We start from the raw sequence: 16,645 nt of genomic DNA, 5'->3' as shown, positions 1-16,645 counted from the left end.
GGTCAGATGTCCCAAGCCTCGGCGACGCGCTGGCGCACGAGAACCGAGGAGGCCCGAACCGTTCGGGCCTCCGGTGACGAGAGACGCGACCGCAGATCACTCGAGCCGGAACGCACGGATGCGACGGCGAGCGAGACCGAGGTCGTGACTAGTGCGACGTCCGCGGCGGTGGGAGCGGCAGGCGACTCGACGTGCACCAGGTCGTGCAGCGCTCCGAGCTTGGCGAAGGAGGCGCCGTCGTACGCGGTGGCCGGGAACTTCTCCGCGACCGCGTCGAGCTCGGCGATGGACCGGCGCGTGATGCGCCCCGAGGACTGCTTGCTCATGACCTGCACGGCGATGCCGTCGTGGTCGAGCGCCACCAGGCGGTTGGCCTGCAGCCCGGTCGCGAGGAAGGCTCCCGAGATGGCGTTGCCGACCATGAGGCTCACGATCGGGTGGCCGGCGAGGCGCGCCGTTGCGAAGGCGTTCGTCGATGCGGCGAGCGACTGGTGGATACCGACGAGCTCCTCCACGTAGCCGTATGCCTGTCCCGGCACGTCGATGACCGTGACGATGGGGCGACGCGAGTCCGTCCCCGCATCGGCGGCGACGATTCCGGTGACCACCTCGGCGAGGGCGTAACCCTCTTCGAGACCGACTTCACCGGAACGCGCCCGAGGGAAACGGGCATCCGCGTCGGGGACGACCGCGAGGAGAACGGCCGTCTCGCCGCCGTCGAGTGCGATCATGCCCACCCGGAGCGACCCGGGGAGCCCCGGAACGGCGGTCGACGAGCTGGCGAGGGCGCCGAACCAGGCGGTGCCGAACGGAGATGCTGATGCGGTGCTCACAGGGAGCCTCCCGTGCTGAGGTTTCGGATGTCGGTGGGTGTTGGTCGACCGGTGGGGTCGACCGCGGCGAGGAGGCGGCGTCCGGCGGCGATCCGGGTCGAGCGCGCGGGAACGGCCGTCGCAGGTGCCGTGCGGTAGACGTCGCGAACCGCGGCGGCGACCGCATCGGCGTCATCGTCCACGAGGGTTTCGGCCTGGCCGATGGCGACGCGCTGGGCGCCGCCGATCATGGCCCAGATTCCGGCCCGGTCGGAGGAATCGAGTTCCTCGATGCCGGCTTCGGTCTCGATGACCTCCGGTCCGTTGAGGCTCAGGCGCCCTCCGCGGGTCATGATCAGGTGGCTGGTGAGCCCTGCTGCGATACCCATGCCGCCGAAGCAGCCGACGGTGCCGACGACGACTCCGACGACCGGTCCGAAGGAACGCAGTTCCACGATCGCCGAATGGATCTCGGAGATGGCGAGGAGGCCGAGGTTGGCCTCCTGCAGGCGGATGCCGCCGGTCTCCAGCAGGATGACGGCGCGGGTGGGCGTGCCGTTGCGGTTGTCGTTGACGGCCTGTTCGAGGGACGAGGCGAGCTTGGCGCCCGAAACCTCGCCGATGCCGCCGCCCTGGAAGGCGCCGTCGAGGGCGACCACGACGGCGGAGACGCCGTCGATGGTTCCGCGGCCGATGACGGCCCCGTCATCACCCTGCGGGACGATGCCCTGCAGGGCGAGGTGCGGCGATTCCACCCGGGCGAACGGGTCGAGGATCTCCCGGAATGTTCCGGGATCCAGCAGTGCACGCACCCGGTCGCGGGCGCGGAATTCGGTGAAGGGCTGGGCTACGGGGCGGGTCATCGTGCACCTCCGGTGGTCGTGGTCTGGCCGGCGTCCGGATCCTCGCGGGCGATCTCCAGGGCCTGGGCCAGGCGGAGGGAGACCATCCCGGGCGTTGCCCCGAAGTCGTTGATTTCGTAGTGTGCGACGAGCGCGGACTCGGCGAAGAAGCGGTCGAGGACGCGGCGCCAGATGGTGTCGAAGCCGTCGACGCTCGTGCGCAGTGCGACGGTGGCGGTGCTGCCGCCGGGCAGGGGGATCATGATGATCTCGAGGTCGCCGGATGAGACGGCGCCCACATGGACCGGACGTGAGAGCTTCTCAGCGGCCGGGTAATCGATGCTGATGGTTTGCATCAGGATTCCTTCCGGGAATGGGTGGGATGAGTGGATGGGGAAGCGTCCTCGATGGCCTCGAGGAAGAGCGCGAGGGCGAGGAGGTCGGCGCTGCCGCCGGGCGAGAGGTGATCCCTGCGGAGCCGGTCGTCGAGGAGTCTGAGCGCGTGCGATCCGGCGGTGGTGGCGACTCCGCCCGCTCGGAGAACGGCCGCAGCGCCGGCTTGGGCGGTGCGCAGCCCGGCGAGGCCGCCCCGGTGCAGGAGGCAGGTGTCGTCGAGCCGAGCGATGATCGTGCTGAGGGCATCCAGTCGTGTCGTCGGCTCGCTCGCACCGACGGCCTGACCCGCGCGCAGCGTCGAGAGCGCGAGGGCTGCGTGCGGAAATGCCGCCCTCGCTTCACCGATGGCGCCGGGCACGCGGTAGTGACTGCGCACCCGAGAACCGGGCGTACTCGGGTCGGGGGCGAAGCGGTCCGCGAACCGGGCGATGGTCGCCGCACGGTCGAGGATCCGCGCGCTGCCCGCGGCCGGGTCTGCGGCGGCGGCCGCACTGACGAGGCCGAGAGCCCAGATGGCGCCGCGGTGGGTGTTGACGCCGTTGGTGGCGTCGAGCATCCGCTGCTCACCCTCACGACCGAGCGCGGCGAGGCGTTCACGCAGCGGCTGGTCGAACACACCGTCGCGCCCGGCGCCGGCCATCGCTGCGAAGGTGTCTCGCAGGGCTTCCGCCGAGCGGACCATGGTGCCCACGTCCATGTCGTGGTGGGCGCCGCCGCCGCGCAGGTCGACGAGACCTGGCTTGGGGGTCAGCGTGGCCTCCGCGACGAGCGCGTCGACGGCCAGGTCAGCCAAGTCGGCCAGATGTGCCGGGCCGACCGGGTCGACGGTGCCGGTCGTTCCCGGAGCGGTGAGGACCGGTGCCTGGAGGAACCCGGACATCACCAGCTCCGGAACTTTGCGGGGGGATCGTAGAGGCCGCCTGACCAGGTGACGAGGTCTTCGATGCTCTTGGCGGCCAGGAGTGAGCGGCTCGCATCGGAGCGACGAACGCCGAGGTCTTCCGGCAGGGCGAGGATGCCGTCGCGGCGCAACTGGGCGCGCTGTTCCGGCGTGGACTCTGACCCGACCGGACCGGCTCCGGCCAGGGCGGTCACGGCCTGGCGGCGCTCCTCGAGATCGCGGGCCTTGTAGAGGTAGGCGACGCCCTCTTCGCTGACCACGTGGGTGACGTCGTCTCCGTAGATCATCACGGGGGCGATCGGCATTCCGGCCGCGGTGCCGACTTCGACGGCATCGAGATGCTCGACGAAGCGCGGAGTGGCTCCGGCGCCGTAGGTTTCGGCGATCTGCACGACGAGCTTCTGGCCGCGTTTCACGCCGAGCTGACCTTCGCCCTCGCTCAGGCTCAGCCAGGCGGGAGAGGAGTGCCGGCGTCCGTGCGGGTCGCTGCCGAGGTTCGGGGCGCCCCCGAAGCCCGAGAGGCGCCCGCGGGTCACGGTGGACGAGTTGGCGAGCGGGTCGAGCTGAAGGGTGGACCCGATGAACATGTCCGTGGCGTACAGGCCGGCCACTTGCGAGATCATCCGGTTCGATCGCAGGGAGCCGTCGTGGCCGGTCGCGAAGATGTCGGACCGGGCCGCGGTGTAGCGCTCCATGCCGACCTCGCCGCCGAAGGAGGTGATGCTGTCGACCCAGCCGGATTCGATGGCGGGGATCAGGGTCGGGTGCGGGTTGAGCGCCCAGTTGCGGGCGATCTTTCCGCGCAGCCCGAGCTTCTCGCCATAGGTCGGCAGCAGGAGCTCGATCGCGGCGGTGTCGAAGCCGATCCCGTGGTTGAGCGTGGTGACCTGGTGGCGTTCGTAGATTCCGCGGATGGAGAGCATCGCGAGAAGCACGTGCACGTCGGTGATCTTCCTGGGGTCGCGGGTGAAGAGCGGCTCGATCTGGAAGGGCCGGTCGGCCGGGATGACGAAGTCGACCCAGGACCCGGGGATGTCGACGCGGGGCAGATCGTCGACGCCGTCGACGAGTTCGTTGACCTGGGCGATCACGATTCCGCTGCGGAAGGCGGCGGCCTCGACGATGGTCGGGGTGTCCTCAGTGTTCGGTCCGGTGTACAGGTTGCCGTTCCGGTCGGCCTTGTCCGCCGCGACGAGGGCGATGTCGGGGATCAGGTCGACGAAGAGCCGGGCGTAGAGCTCCAGATAGGTGTGGATCGCGCCGACCTTCATCGTTCCGTCGGCGAGGAGGGTGGCGACCCGGGTCGACTGGGCTCCGGCATAGGAGAAGTCGACGAGGGACGCGATGCCCTTTTCGAAGAGGTCGAGGTGCTCCGGGCGCGAGATCGACGAGATCAGCATGTGCAGGTCGTTGATGCGGCCGGGGTCGACCTCGGCAAGCCCCCTGGACAGGAAGTCGGCCTGCTTCTGGTTGTTGCCCTCGAGGGCGACGGTATCGCCGGGGCGGAGGACCGCCTCGAGGAACGCGACGAGGTTGCCGGTCTCGACGACGCGGCCGTTCGCGAGGGAGCCGACAGAAGCCAGCCGTTCGAGCTTGCGCGCGCGGCGCATCTGCCAGCGCATATCGTTGGTGGAATTCACGATTTCTCCTTAGGTTCTGGCTGCTACGCGCCGGGCGCGAGCAACAGGATGGCGATGGACAGGGTGACGATGGACAGCAGGCTGCTGAGCACGAGTGTTGAGCCCGAGACCGCCGGGCGCTCCTTGTAGCCGATGCCGAACAGGATTCCGAAGAACCCGCTCGGGATGGCGAGGAGCAACAGGGCCTGCGAGGCGAACGGCTCGGGGACGTGCAGCAGCAGCACGACGCCCAGGCCGATCAGGGGCTGGGCCACGTTCTTGATGAGGGTGGACACGACGGCGTTGCCCGTGACGCGGATGGCCTGTGCGGACAGGATGAGGCCGGTGAGGAAGAGGGCGACGCCGGCGGCGACCCCACCGATCTCACGGAGCGTGGTCGAGAAGAGGTCTGGCATCGGGAGTGCAATCAGCGCCCAGATCAGGCCGAGCACCGGTCCGACGAAGATGGGCTTGCGCACGGACGTTCCGAGGGCCTTGAGGAACCGGCGTCCCGTCGATCCGGTCTCGCCTGAGGCGGTCGCGCGGGCATTCTCGAGGAGTGCCAGGGTGAACGGCGAGATCGTCACCGAACCGACGGCGATGGCGACGGCAACGGCGAGGGCTGCCGAGGGGCCGAAGACAACGGCGGTGAGCGGGAGCCCGATCGAGGCGTAGTTCGGGAAGGCGGTGGTGAGGGACTGCACGGCGGCGGTGCTCGGGCTGACCTTGTAGAACCTGATCTGGAGCCAGTAGACGATGGCGTATGTGATGACCATCACGACCAGCAGCACGAGGGCGAGCCACCAGTTGTCCAGGATCACCTCGCGCTTGGTCGACGCGATGGAAGTGAACAGGGAGATCGGAAGGGCGAAGAGCATCACCAGGTGATTGATGCTGGTGACGTTGCTGTTGTCGACGATGCGGCGCTTGCCGGCGAAATAGCCGAGGGCCATGACGAAGAAGACCGGCAGCAGCGCGCCGGCAATGGTGAGGGCCATAGGAAGTACCTTTCGAGAAACATGCTTCGACAGCTCTCATGAAACTGACTGGTGCAACACTCCTCCGACCCGTAGCGGCCGATCCAATGCGCGGGTGTTAGCATTCATGCAGAAATGAATGAGAATCGTGAGGCCTCGTCCCCAGCGGATGTCCCGCCGGGGCCGGTCGCACGCTTGGCTCCCGCCCTCGCCCAGCTCGCCGCCCTGCTTGCCGACACCAATGTCACGCGTGCCGCCGCCGCCAGCGGGGTCAGCCAGCCCACCCTGAGCCGGACGATGGCGCGCTGGGAGCGCGACCTGGGCATCGTTCTCTTCAGCCGGGTCGGTCGCGAGATCAGCCTCACGCCGGACGGGGTAGCGCTGGCCACAGCGGCAACGCGAGCGGCGACGTTCCTGGAATCCGCCCTCGAAGACCTGAGAAGCGAGGCGCGTCCGCAGTCGCTCGCTCTCGGATTCCTGCGGTCGTTGGGTCCCACCATCGTCGGGGAGCTGGTGTCCTCCTTCCACGCCCAGGCGCCCGGAGTCCTGGTCAGTCACCGGGAAGGCGCGAGCTCGGAACTCCTCGACGACCTCGAAGCCGGCCGGCTCGATATCGTGGTCGTGGGGCCACGCCCCGCCGCCCGGTATGGCTGGCTTCGGCTGGGGCGGCAGACCCTCAGCCTGGTCGTGCCTGCGCATCACCGGCTGGCGGGGCTCGACGCGGTGGATCTGGCCGATGCGGCCGAGGAGAGCTTCCTGTCGCTCGACTCCCGCTACTCGACCAGGCAGCAGGCGGACGCGCTCTGTCACGAGGCCGGATTCGTTCCCCGGATCCTGCTCGAGGCAGACGACGCACGCACGGTGCGGGACTACGTCGCCGGCGGCCTGGGCATCGCGATCCTGCCCACGGACACCTCGGTCAACCCGCGGGTGGTGAACGTGCCGATCGCGTCTCCGAACGCCTCGCGGGAGATCGGCATCGCCTGGGACCTGCATCGCAGGCTCGGCCCCGTCGGCGCATCCTTCCGCGACAACGCCGAGGAACTCGTGGCCCGATATCCCGGTGTGGCCGACCTGCTCGATTCCTGAGCGTAGGCTGAATTCCGTCAGAGTAAATAATGTTCCATCCAGCGGAACGTGTGCCCTGCGGTACTTCTCAAGGAAGAGATTCAGTCATGGGCGAGAAACTCGCATCATCCCGATGGTCACGGCTCATGCCGGTCATCTTCATCACGTACAGCCTCGCGTACCTGGACCGGTCGAACTACAGCCTGGGCGCCGCAGCGGGAATGGCGAAAGACCTCAACATCACGGCCAGCGCTTCGGCCTTCCTGGCGGCGCTGTTCTTCCTCGGCTACTTCTTCTTCCAGGTGCCGAGCGCGAGTTACGCCCAGCGACGGAGCGCCAAGAAACTCATCTTCTACGCGCTGATCCTGTGGGGCATCCTGGCCAGCTGCATCGGCATCGTCACGAACATCTGGGTGCTCTTCGTCATCCGGTTCGCGATCGGTATCGTCGAGGCGGCCATCATGCCCGCGATGCTCATCCTGCTCAGCAACTGGTTCACCAGCAGTGAACGCTCCAAGGCCAACACCTTCCTGATCCTCGGCAACCCGGTCACCGTCTTGTGGATGTCCGTCGTCTCGGCCTACCTCGTCAACAGCGTCGGGTGGCGCTGGATGTTCATCATCGAGGGTCTCCCCTCGATCATCTGGGCGTTTGTCTGGCTGCGGATGATCGACAACTCCCCGAACGACGCAAAATGGCTGTCCGCAGGCCAGAAGAAGGACATCAACGACGAATTCGCCAGGGAACAGGTCGGACTGCACGCGGTGCCCAACTACCGTGAGGCATTCAAGCAGAAGGCCGTCATCCAGCTCTGCATCCAGTACTTCTTCTGGAGCATCGGCGTCTACGGCTTCGTGATGTGGCTCCCCTCGATCATCAAGACCGCCTCGTCCTTCGACATCGTGGTCATCGGCTGGCTCACGGCGATCCCGTACCTGCTCGCGACCGTGCTGATGGTCGTCGCCTCGTTCTTCTCCGACCGCCTCCTGAAGCGGAAGCTCTTCATCTGGCCGTTCCTCCTGGTGGCGGCGGTCGCCTTCTACGCCTCCTACCTCGTCGGAACGTCCAACTTCTGGCTCTCGTTCATCCTGCTCGTGATCGCCGGCGGTGCGATGTACGCCCCGTACGGGCCGTTCTTCGCGATCGTCCCCGAGATCCTGCCGAAGAACGTCGCGGGCGGTGCGATGGCGCTCGTCAACAGCTTCGGCGCACTCGGATCGTTCGCGGGCGCCTACTTCGTCGGCTTCCTCAACAACGTCACCGGGTCGAACGATGCGTCGTACATCTTCATGGCCCTGTCGCTGATCATCGCGGTCGTGCTCACGATCCTGGTGAAGGCCGTCAGGACGCCGGACTTCACGCCGCACGGCACGATCCCTGCCGCCTCGCCCAGCGCACCGGCCCTCCAGTGACCGGCTCACGGCGGGTATTCGTCAACACCATGGTCTACAAGGATGCGCTGGACGCGGCCGGCACCGTTCAGGCCGACCTCGTCGCCGAGGTGCGGGACCTCGGGGCTGCCGGAATCGAGATCCGTCGCGAGTACCTCGCGTCCGAGCCGACGGCCAGGCACGAGGAACTGCTCTCGATCGCCGGTCTGGCGGCAGCGGCCGGACTCGAGGTCTACTATTCCGTCCCCGAATCGCTCTTCGTCGACGGAGAGGCGTCGTCCCTGCTGGACGGGTACCTCGCCGAAGCGGAGGCGCTCGGTGCCCTCAGCGTCAAGCTGAACATCGGAGAGCCCGGAGACGAGTTGCAGGACACCGCGAGCCTCGCCGAGGTCCTGCGCGCAGCATCCGCCCGGGTCACGATCGAGAACGACCAGACCGAACGGAACGGACGACTGGATATCGTGTCGGCGCTCCTGCTCGACCTGCAGACCAGGAACGTGCCGATCGGGTACACGTTCGATGCCGGGAACTGGCTCTGGGCCGGCGTGGATCCCGTCGCCGCCGCCCGGGAGCTCGGCCGATACGCGACGGTCTTCCACCTGAAGGACATCGACAGCCTCGACGGGCTGCACTCCGTGCTGCTCGACGAGGGCGAGGTCGACTGGCGCACCGTGCTCGGCGAGATCGGAAGCCACGTTCCCGTCGTTCTCGAATACCCGATCCCCGATCGGGCCACCGCGGTGAGCGAACTGGCGAAGGTCCGCCGGGTCCTCGCCGAACTGACACACGACTGAACGGAACCCCATGTCCAACACTGTCCAGCGGGACTTCGACGTCGTCACCTTCGGCGAGATCATGGCGATGTTCGTCGCCGAGGAATCCGGGCCGCTCTCGCGGGTCGACCACTTCGTCCGGAGGCTCGCGGGCGCGGAATTCAACGTCGCCGTCGGATTGCGGCGGCTCGGCCACAGCGTCGGGTTCGTCACCCGGCTCGGCACCGACCCATTCGGCGAATTCACCCTGCAGCAGCTCGAGGCGAACGGCATCGATGTCGGCGAGGTCGACCTGCACGCGATCGAACCGACCGGGTTCCAGCTGAAGAACCGGCCGGGCGAGGACGAGGATCCGCTCGTCGTCTACTTCCGGTCGCACTCCGCGGCACGCACGCTCGCGCCGACGGACGCGACGGCCGCCTACGTGCGCCGCGCCGGGCACGTGCACCTGACCGGGATCCCGCTCGCTCTCGGCGCCGGACCACGTGGTCTCGCGGCCCAGGCCGTCGATGTTGCACGTGAAACCGGAGCGACCGTGAGCTTCGACCCGAACCTGCGCCCCAGCCTCTGGGCCGACTCCGACGACATGGTGCGCACGATCAACACGATCGCCGTGCAGGCGGACTGGGTGCTGCCCGGCATGAGCGAGGGGCGCATCCTCACCGGAGAGACCACCCCGGCGGGAATCGCCCGCTGGTACCTCGATCGCGGCGTCACGGTCGTCGCGGTCAAGGCCGGGTCCCGCGGCGCCGAACTCTTCGCCGCCGACGGGACGCACGCGAGCTGCCCGCCCTTCGCGGTCTCGGTCGTCGACACGGTCGGCGCCGGCGACGGCTTCTCCGCCGGGCTGCTCAGCGCGGCACTCGACGGGCTCCCGCCCGCCGAGTGGGTCTACCGCGCCGGCGCGGTCGGTGCGCTCGCCACGACGTCGCGCGGTGACCAGGAGGGCCTGCCCGATCGGGCCGGACTCGCTACATTCCTCGAGGCGCATGCGCCGACATCCGTGTGATCAGGGAGACTGACAGAATGACCACCACAACACCCGCACTCCTCCGCGTCGTCGTCGCGACACCGCTCAGCGAGGAACTCTGCCTGCTGATCGAGCGGACTGAGCCGCGCGTCGAGCTCGTGCGCGACCAGACGCTGCTGCCGCCGATGCGGCGCCCTGCCGACTACCGCGGCGACCCTGCCTTCCGGCGCACGGCCGAACAGCAGGCCGACTTCGAGCGGATGCTCGACTCGGCGGACGTGCTCTTCGGCATCCCCGACGTGAACCCGGCCGCACTCCATCGAACCGTGGAGGCGAATCCGGGACTCCGCTGGGTGCAGGTGATGGCGGCCGGCGGCGGCTCGCAGGTCAAGGCCGCCTGCCTCGGCCAGGCCGATCTCGACCGGGTCGTCTTCACGACCTCCGCGGGGGTGCACGGTGGCCCGCTCGCCGAATTCGCGATCTTCGGCATCATGGCCGGAGCCAAGCAACTGCCCGTGCTCCAGCGCGATCAGCGCGCGCACTTGTGGCCCGAGCGCAGGGCCCTCGGCCAGGTGCGCGCCCAGACCGTGCTCGTCGTCGGGCTCGGCGGAGTGGGCCGCGAGGTCGCCCGGCTCGCGAAGGCGCTCGGGATGCGCACCATCGGAACCAGCAGGGACGACCTTCCCGTTCCCTTCGTCGACGAACTGGTCCACACCGACGACCTCGCGGCCGCCGCCGCCCGTGCCGACGCGATCGTCGTCGCCCTGCCGGGAACGGCCGCGACCCTGAAACTCGTCGGCGACAACGTCTTCGCCGCCGTCCGACCGGGAACGACCCTCGTCAACATCGGCCGCGGGACGGTCGTGGACGAGGACGCCCTCATCCGCGCCCTCGAGTCCGGCCGGATCGGGTTCGCGGCCCTCGACGTGTTCGCGAAGGAACCCCTCGACCCGGCCAGCCCGCTCTGGGACTTCCCGAACGTCGTGATCAGCCCGCACACCGCAGCGCTCGACGCCGGCGAGGAACGCCGGATCGCCGAACTCTTCGCCGACAACGCGACCCGCTTCCTCGACGGCCTCCCCCTCCGCAATGTCGTGAACACCGTCGAGTTCTACTGAGCCGACTGGTCACCTGCCCGACCTGCTGCCCGACGGGTTGCCCGACAGGTCGCCCGACCCGGCGAGCAGTCAGGTGCGGCGACTAGGGTCGGACGAATGCGTACTGCGACCCCTTCACTCCCGTCCGTCTCTCCAGCCTCCGGCTTCGTGCGGGTGCGGGGCGCCAGGGAGAACAACCTGAGGGATGTTGACGTCGACGTTCCCCGCGACGCGATCGTGGCCTTCACGGGCGTCTCCGGCTCAGGCAAGTCCTCGCTCGCCTTCGGCACGATCTTCGCGGAGGCCCAGCGCCGGTTCCTCGAATCGGTGGCCCCCTACGCCCGCCGGCTGATCCAGCAGGGCCACACCCCGCAGGTGGACGAGATCACCGGCCTGCCACCCGCCGTCGCGCTGCAGCAACGGCGCGGCACCCCGAGCTCACGGTCGACGGTCGGGACCCTGACCACTCTGTCGAATTCCGTGCGCATGATGTATTCCCGTGCGGGCACATACCCGGCGGATGCGCCCAGACTCGAATCCGACTCCTTCTCGCCCAATACCGTGGCCGGGGCCTGCCCGCGCTGCCACGGGCTCGGAATCGCGCACATTCCGACCAGCGCGAGCCTCGTGCCGGACGGGACCCTCAGCATCCGCGAGGGCGCCGTCGCGGCCTGGCCGGGGGCCTGGCAGGGCAAGAACCTTCGTGACATCCTGATCACCCTCGGCTACGACGTCGATGTGCCGTGGAACGACCTGCCGGCCGAGGCGAGGGACTGGATCCTCTTCACCGAGGAGCAGCCCGTCGTGGAGATCACGCCGCAGCGCGACCGGATCGCCAAGCCGTACCAGGGCCGGTTCTGGAGCGCCCGGAGCTACATTCTGCACACCCTCGCCGACTCGCAGAGCCAGAGCCAGCGGGAGCGCGCGCTCCGGTTCGTGGAGTCCGGGCCGTGTCCGGTCTGCGACGGGACCGGACTCACGCCCGCCGCCCTTGCCGTGACGGTGGCTGGGCTCTCCATCGCCCGGTTGGCCGGGCTGCCGCTCACCGACGTTGCCGAGACCCTGCGCCCGCTCACGCAGGCCGCTTCCGCCGAACGGCGCGAGGCATCCGCGGGGGTCGAAGCCACGATCAGCCGCGACCTGCTCGCGCGCATCGAGGTCCTGGTCGGCCTCGGACTCGGCTACCTCAGCCTCTCGCGCCCCACCCCGACGCTTTCGCCCGGCGAGATGCAGCGTCTTCGGATCGCGACCCAGTTGCGGTCGGGACTCTTCGGCGTGGTCTACGTGCTCGACGAACCGTCTGCAGGCCTCCACCCCGCCGACGCCGAACCCCTGCTCGTCGTGCTCGAGCAACTCAAGTCCTCCGGCAACTCCGTCTTCGTCGTCGAACACAACATGGATGTCGTGCGCGCCGCCGACTGGGTCGTCGACGTCGGGCCCCACGCCGGGACCGGTGGCGGTGACGTGCTCTACAGCGGCCCCATCGCCGGGCTCGCCGGGGTCCCGGAGTCGGTGACCCGGCGCTTCCTCTTCCCCGGTGCAGATCCGGAAGACCCGGCGGATGCCGTGCTCCCGGTGCCGGCGCGGAGGGAACCGCACGCCTGGCTCGGCCTGCACGGGGTCAGCGTGCACAACCTGCAGAAGCTCGACGCCGAGTTCCCGCTCGGGCTGCTCACCGCGATCACCGGAGTATCGGGTTCCGGAAAATCGACCCTGATCAGTCAGATCGTCGCCGACGGCCCCGTCGACCGCCTTGTCACCGTCGACCAGAAGCCGATCGGCCGCACCCCCCGCTCGAACCTCGCCACCTACACCGGCCTGTTCGACGCGGTCCGCACGACCTTCGCGGCGACCCCCGCAGCACGCAGCCGCGGTTTCGGGGCCGGGCGCTTCTCCTTCAACGTCGCCGGCGGCCGCTGCGAGACCTGCCTGGGTGAGGGCTCCGTCACGGTCGAACTCCTCTTCCTCCCCGGCAGCTACGCCCTGTGCCCGGCCTGCCACGGTTCCCGGTACAACCCGGAGACCCTCGAGATCCGCTACCGCGGCAAGACCATCGCCAACGTCCTCGGCCTCAGCGTCGACGACGCGGCCGGGTTCCTCGCGGACGTGCCTGCCGCCGCCCGCAGCCTCGAGACCCTCCGCGAGGTCGGACTCGGCTACCTCCGCCTCGGCCAGCCCGCCACGGAGCTCTCCGGTGGCGAGGCCCAGCGCATCAAACTCGCATCCGAACTCCAGCGCGCCCGCCGCGGCCACACGCTGTACCTGCTCGACGAGCCCACAACGGGCCTGCACCCGGCGGATGTCCAGCTCCTGCTCGCCCAGTTGAACCGCCTGGTCGACGCGGGCAACACCGTCATCGTGGTCGAACACAACCTCGACGTCATCGCGGCGGCGGACTGGGTGATAGACCTCGGCCCGTCCGGAGGCGACGCGGGCGGGCTCATCCTCGTGGCCGGTCCGCCTGAGGTCGTCGCAGCCCACGACGGCAGCCGGACGGCCCCCTATCTCGCACGGCGACTGCAGGAATAGGCGTAGCTCAGGGGTTTCGGACCAGCCGGAGCACCGGAATCCGCCGTTCGACGGCGCGCTCCTGGTACCCGGCGAAGCCCGGCGCGCGGGCGATGATCTTCGCCCAGGCTCTGGCGTGTTCCTCGCCGTCCAAATCGGTCGCGGTGACCGCGACCGTTCCTTCCGGGGTCTCGATAGAGGTCTCCGGCTGCTGGAGCAGGTTGAAATACCAGGCCGGATGCCGGGGCCGGCCGCCGGCGGAGGCGACCACGAGCCAGGCGTCCCCGTCTCGGATGGACATCACCGGACTGACGTGCTCGACGCCCGTGCGTGCTCCCGTCGTATGGAGGAGCACGAGATTCGACCCGAACCCGGCCGTGGTGACGTGGCCGTTGTTCTCCCGGAACTCCGAGATGATCTGTTCATTGAAGTCGCTCACTAGACTGCCTCTCGTCGACGCGCCGCCGGTGCAGGGATAGTACAACGGGAAGAGGAACTCATGACGGGCGAACTGGTTCTGGTGACCGGAGGGTCTGGCTTCGTCGGCGCGCACTGCATCGTGCGGCTCCTCGACGCGGGCTACCGGGTGCGCACGACGGTGCGCTCCCTCGGCCGCGAGCCGGAGGTGCGCGCCATGGTCGCTGACGGCGGGGCGGATGCCGGCAGCGCCCTCTCCTTCACCGTCGCGGACCTGCTCTCCGACGCCGGGTGGGCGGAGGCCGTGAACGGCTGCGCCTTCGTCCTGCACGTCGCCTCGCCCTTCCCCGCGCGTGAGCCGGCGGACGAGGACGAGCTCATCGTCCCCGCCAGGGACGGAGCGCTCCGGGTGCTCCGGGCCGCACGGGATGCCGGCGTGCGGCGGGTCGTGCTGACTTCCTCGTTCGCCACCGTCGGTTATGGCGCCCAGCATCCGGACCGCCCGTTCACCGAAGACGACTGGACGGACCCGACCGGTGCAGTGAGCGCATACGTCAAGTCCAAGACCATCGCCGAACGTGCGGCCTGGGATTTCGTCGCGAGGGAGGGTGGCGCGCTCGAACTCACGGTGATCAACCCCGTCGGGATCTTCGGGCCCGTGCTCGGCACGGACCTCTCCAGTTCCGTCGAACTCCTCCGCGGGCTCTTGACGGGCGCGGTGCCTGCGGTGCCGCGGATCCAGACCAACGTCGTCGACGTGCGCGACGTCGCCGACCTGCACGTGCTCGCTATGACGAGCCCGCTCGCACCCGGCGAACGGTTCCTCGCCGTCGCCGGACCCCCGATGACCTTTCCCGAGATCGCCGCGCTGCTGAGGTCGAACCTCGGCGATGTCGCCCGGCGGGTGCCCCGCCGGGTGCTGCCGTCCTGGCTCGTCCGGGTGCTCGCCCCGTTCAGCGCCCCGCTCCGTCAGGTCGCCCCGCAACTCGGCATGACACGGAACGCCTCGAATGACAAGGCCAGGCGGATGCTCGGCTGGGAGCCTCGATCCAACGAGGAGGCCGTCCTCGCCACCGCGGAGAGCCTCCTCGCACTTCGGCTCCTCTGAGCGGATCGTACTGACGGGCATCACCTGGCCCTTTCGCCCGCGCGCGACACCCCCTAATGTGTTGTCGAACGCAGACGGAGTAGCGAGGAGCCTTCACGATGTCCGCAGGAATCGAACCGGAAGCCGCCGCCCCGCCGGCGCTCGCAGCGTCGTGGTTGCCGTTGGTCGTAGTGGTGCTCACCCAGATCCAGGCGTCGTTCGCGGTGAATGCGCTGACGGTTTCGATGCAGGGCATCACGACGGATCTGAGTACTCCGGCGACGAGCGTGGGGACGGCGATCACCGCGGGCACGTTCGCGATGGCGGCGTTCATCCTGCTCGGCGCGAAGCTGGGCGCGAAGTTCGGCTCCCGCCGGGTGTTCCAGATCGCGGTCGTGATCCACGGTCTCGCGATGGCGGCCGTGGCGTTGAGCGTGAGCCCTGCGATGCTGTTCATCGCGCAGGCCGCGTCCGGTGCGGTGATCGCACTGATCGCGCCGGCGCTCGTGGTGTTCATCGCGGCCAACTATTCCGGTGAGCAGCAGGCCCGCTCGATCGGGTTCCTCGCGGCGGCCATTCCCGCGGCCGGTGTGCTCGCGCTCCTCATCGCGGGAACCTTCGCGTCCACGATCGGCTGGCGGTATTCCTTCGCCCTGATCGTGGTGCTCGCCGCCGTGAACCTGCTGCTGAGTTTCCGGTTGAAGGTCGTGCCGCCCCAGCCCGCTGTCGTCATCGACTGGGTCGGGGCCGTCCTCGCGGCAGGATCCATCATCCTGCTCAGCTTCGGGTTCAGCGGCCTGAACTCCTGGGGTGTGATCCTGGCCACGCCGAGTGCGCCGTTCACCGTCCTCGGGGTCTCGCCCGCACCGATCCTGATCCTGCTCGGTGCGATCGGCGGCCAGGCCTTCTTCGTGTGGTTGCGTCGGCGGAAGGCCGCGCACCTGCCGCAGATCTTCGACCTCGAGGTGCTGAAGTCCGGGTCCGAGAAGGCGACGACCTTCGCGATGGCCGCGATGCTCTTCGTGGGGACCGCAGCGAACTTCCTGATCCCGCTGTACATCCAGATCGTGCAGGGTCGGTCCAGTTTCCAGACCTCGATCTCGATCATCCCGTATACCCTCTCGATCTTCATCGCCAGCTCCGTCGTGGCCACCCTGTACAAGCGGTACCCGCCGCACCAGATCGGCCGGGTGGGCTTCGTCGTCGTCGCGGCGGGGCTCACCCTGCTCGCCTTCACGATCCGGAACGAATGGGAGCAGTTCGCGGTCGTGATCGGGCTGATCGTCCTCGGACTCGGGCAGGGGGCGATCGTCGCCCTCGTGTTCAACACCCTGCTCTCCGCGGCCCCGAAACGCCTCGCCGGCGACGTGGGCGCCTGGCGCGGCCTCGTCCACAACATCTCCGGGAGCGTGGGCATCGCCGTCGCCAGCGTCTTCGCCGTCGGCATCCTCAGCACGATCGTCGCGTCCAGCGTCGCGAGCAGCCAGAACCTGCCGCCGGAACTGACCGCGCAGGTCCCCCTCGACAGTGTCAACTTCGTCACGAACGACCAGCTCGAGGCGGTCCTCGGCCAGACATCCGCCACCCCGGACCAGATCGCGGAGGGTATCGCGATCAACGAGGACGCCCGGTTGCGCGCCCTGCAGGTGTCGCTGCTCGGGCTCGCCGGAATCGCACTCCTCGCGATCATCCCAGCGGGGCGGATGCCCGACTACGTTCCCGGGGACATCCCCGCTGCGCTCTCGAGCGGGACGGAAACCGAGCCGGCGAGCTGAGCGCGGGTACCC

The 16,645-nt window shown here is 68.9% G+C and carries 15 protein-coding genes; 8 read left to right on the top strand and 7 right to left on the bottom strand.

The features are described 5' to 3' along the window. Positions 1 to 2: 2 nt before the first annotated feature. The 6 genes from mdcE to E3O44_RS10750 are packed head-to-tail and all read right to left on the bottom strand — an operon-like array spanning position 3 to position 5,568. A complete protein-coding gene (gene mdcE / locus E3O44_RS10775; RefSeq protein WP_134534721.1) occupies positions 3 to 833 on the bottom strand; it encodes a biotin-independent malonate decarboxylase subunit gamma in 831 nt (276 codons plus the stop codon). Beyond that, positions 830 to 1,675, bottom strand: coding sequence for a biotin-independent malonate decarboxylase subunit beta (locus E3O44_RS10770; RefSeq protein ID WP_134534720.1), 846 nt, complete (start codon positions 1,673 to 1,675; stop codon positions 830 to 832). The genes mdcE and E3O44_RS10770 overlap by 4 nt, the downstream gene beginning before the upstream one ends. Beyond that, positions 1,672 to 2,010 (bottom strand): malonate decarboxylase acyl carrier protein, encoded by a 339-nt coding sequence (mdcC, locus tag E3O44_RS10765; protein ID WP_134534719.1) that lies wholly within the window; start codon positions 2,008 to 2,010, stop codon positions 1,672 to 1,674. The genes E3O44_RS10770 and mdcC overlap by 4 nt, the downstream gene beginning before the upstream one ends. Then, entirely contained in the window at positions 2,010 to 2,930 is a 921-nt protein-coding gene (locus E3O44_RS10760) for a triphosphoribosyl-dephospho-CoA synthase (protein WP_134534718.1), read from the bottom strand. Before E3O44_RS10760 ends, mdcC begins: the two co-directional genes overlap by 1 nt. Continuing rightward, positions 2,930 to 4,591, bottom strand: coding sequence for a malonate decarboxylase subunit alpha (gene mdcA / locus E3O44_RS10755; RefSeq protein WP_241976247.1), 1,662 nt, complete (start codon positions 4,589 to 4,591; stop codon positions 2,930 to 2,932). Before mdcA ends, E3O44_RS10760 begins: the two co-directional genes overlap by 1 nt. Before the next feature lie 23 nt (positions 4,592 to 4,614). Then, complete coding sequence (locus tag E3O44_RS10750) at positions 4,615 to 5,568, bottom strand: AEC family transporter (RefSeq protein ID WP_134534717.1); 954 nt, start codon at positions 5,566 to 5,568, stop codon at positions 4,615 to 4,617. Positions 5,569 to 5,682: 114 nt separating this feature from the next. On the opposite strand from E3O44_RS10750, the gene E3O44_RS10745 reads away from it, so the two are divergent. The 6 genes from E3O44_RS10745 to E3O44_RS10720 all read left to right on the top strand — a co-directional run bounded on the left by E3O44_RS10745 (position 5,683) and on the right by E3O44_RS10720 (position 13,375). Continuing rightward, the gene (locus tag E3O44_RS10745; RefSeq protein ID WP_134534716.1) at positions 5,683 to 6,636 is read left to right on the top strand and encodes a LysR family transcriptional regulator; all 954 of its coding nucleotides are present in this window, start codon (positions 5,683 to 5,685) and stop codon (positions 6,634 to 6,636) included. 86 nt (positions 6,637 to 6,722) lie between these two features. Next, positions 6,723 to 8,027 carry an MFS transporter gene (locus E3O44_RS10740; RefSeq protein ID WP_134534715.1) on the top strand — a complete coding sequence of 435 codons (1,305 nt, stop codon included), beginning with the start codon at positions 6,723 to 6,725 and terminating at the stop codon, positions 8,025 to 8,027. Next, entirely contained in the window at positions 8,024 to 8,800 is a 777-nt protein-coding gene (locus E3O44_RS10735) for a sugar phosphate isomerase/epimerase family protein (RefSeq protein WP_134534714.1), read from the top strand. The genes E3O44_RS10740 and E3O44_RS10735 overlap by 4 nt, the downstream gene beginning before the upstream one ends. A 10-nt stretch (positions 8,801 to 8,810) precedes the next feature. Continuing rightward, entirely contained in the window at positions 8,811 to 9,788 is a 978-nt protein-coding gene (locus E3O44_RS10730; RefSeq protein WP_134534713.1) for a sugar kinase, read from the top strand. A 17-nt stretch (positions 9,789 to 9,805) separates the two neighbouring features. Then, positions 9,806 to 10,867 carry a D-2-hydroxyacid dehydrogenase gene (locus E3O44_RS10725; RefSeq protein WP_134534712.1) on the top strand — a complete coding sequence of 354 codons (1,062 nt, stop codon included), beginning with the start codon at positions 9,806 to 9,808 and terminating at the stop codon, positions 10,865 to 10,867. 96 nt (positions 10,868 to 10,963) lie between these two features. Continuing rightward, a complete protein-coding gene (locus E3O44_RS10720; protein WP_134534711.1) occupies positions 10,964 to 13,375 on the top strand; it encodes an ATP-binding cassette domain-containing protein in 2,412 nt (803 codons plus the stop codon). Positions 13,376 to 13,382: 7 nt separating this feature from the next. On the opposite strand, the gene E3O44_RS10715 is transcribed toward E3O44_RS10720, so the two are convergent. After that, positions 13,383 to 13,793 (bottom strand): nitroreductase/quinone reductase family protein, encoded by a 411-nt coding sequence (locus E3O44_RS10715; protein ID WP_134534710.1) that lies wholly within the window; start codon positions 13,791 to 13,793, stop codon positions 13,383 to 13,385. 60 nt (positions 13,794 to 13,853) lie between these two features. On the opposite strand from E3O44_RS10715, the gene E3O44_RS10710 reads away from it, so the two are divergent. Together E3O44_RS10710 and E3O44_RS10705 are read left to right on the top strand one after the other, a co-directional pair. Beyond that, positions 13,854 to 14,879: an SDR family oxidoreductase gene (locus tag E3O44_RS10710; RefSeq protein WP_134534709.1), complete on the top strand. Its 1,026-nt coding sequence runs from the start codon at positions 13,854 to 13,856 to the stop codon at positions 14,877 to 14,879. Between the two features lie 98 nt (positions 14,880 to 14,977). Next, entirely contained in the window at positions 14,978 to 16,633 is a 1,656-nt protein-coding gene (locus E3O44_RS10705; RefSeq protein WP_134534708.1) for an MFS transporter, read from the top strand. The last annotated feature ends 12 nt before the right edge of the window (positions 16,634 to 16,645 follow it).

Origin of the sequence: Cryobacterium algoricola, from assembly GCF_004402485.1 — a bacterium.
In the GTDB taxonomy this organism is placed as follows: Bacteria; Actinomycetota; Actinomycetes; order Actinomycetales; family Microbacteriaceae; genus Cryobacterium; species Cryobacterium algoricola.
The sequence above is the reverse complement of the archived record's forward strand: the minus strand, read 5'-3'. Positions and strand labels throughout refer to the sequence as shown.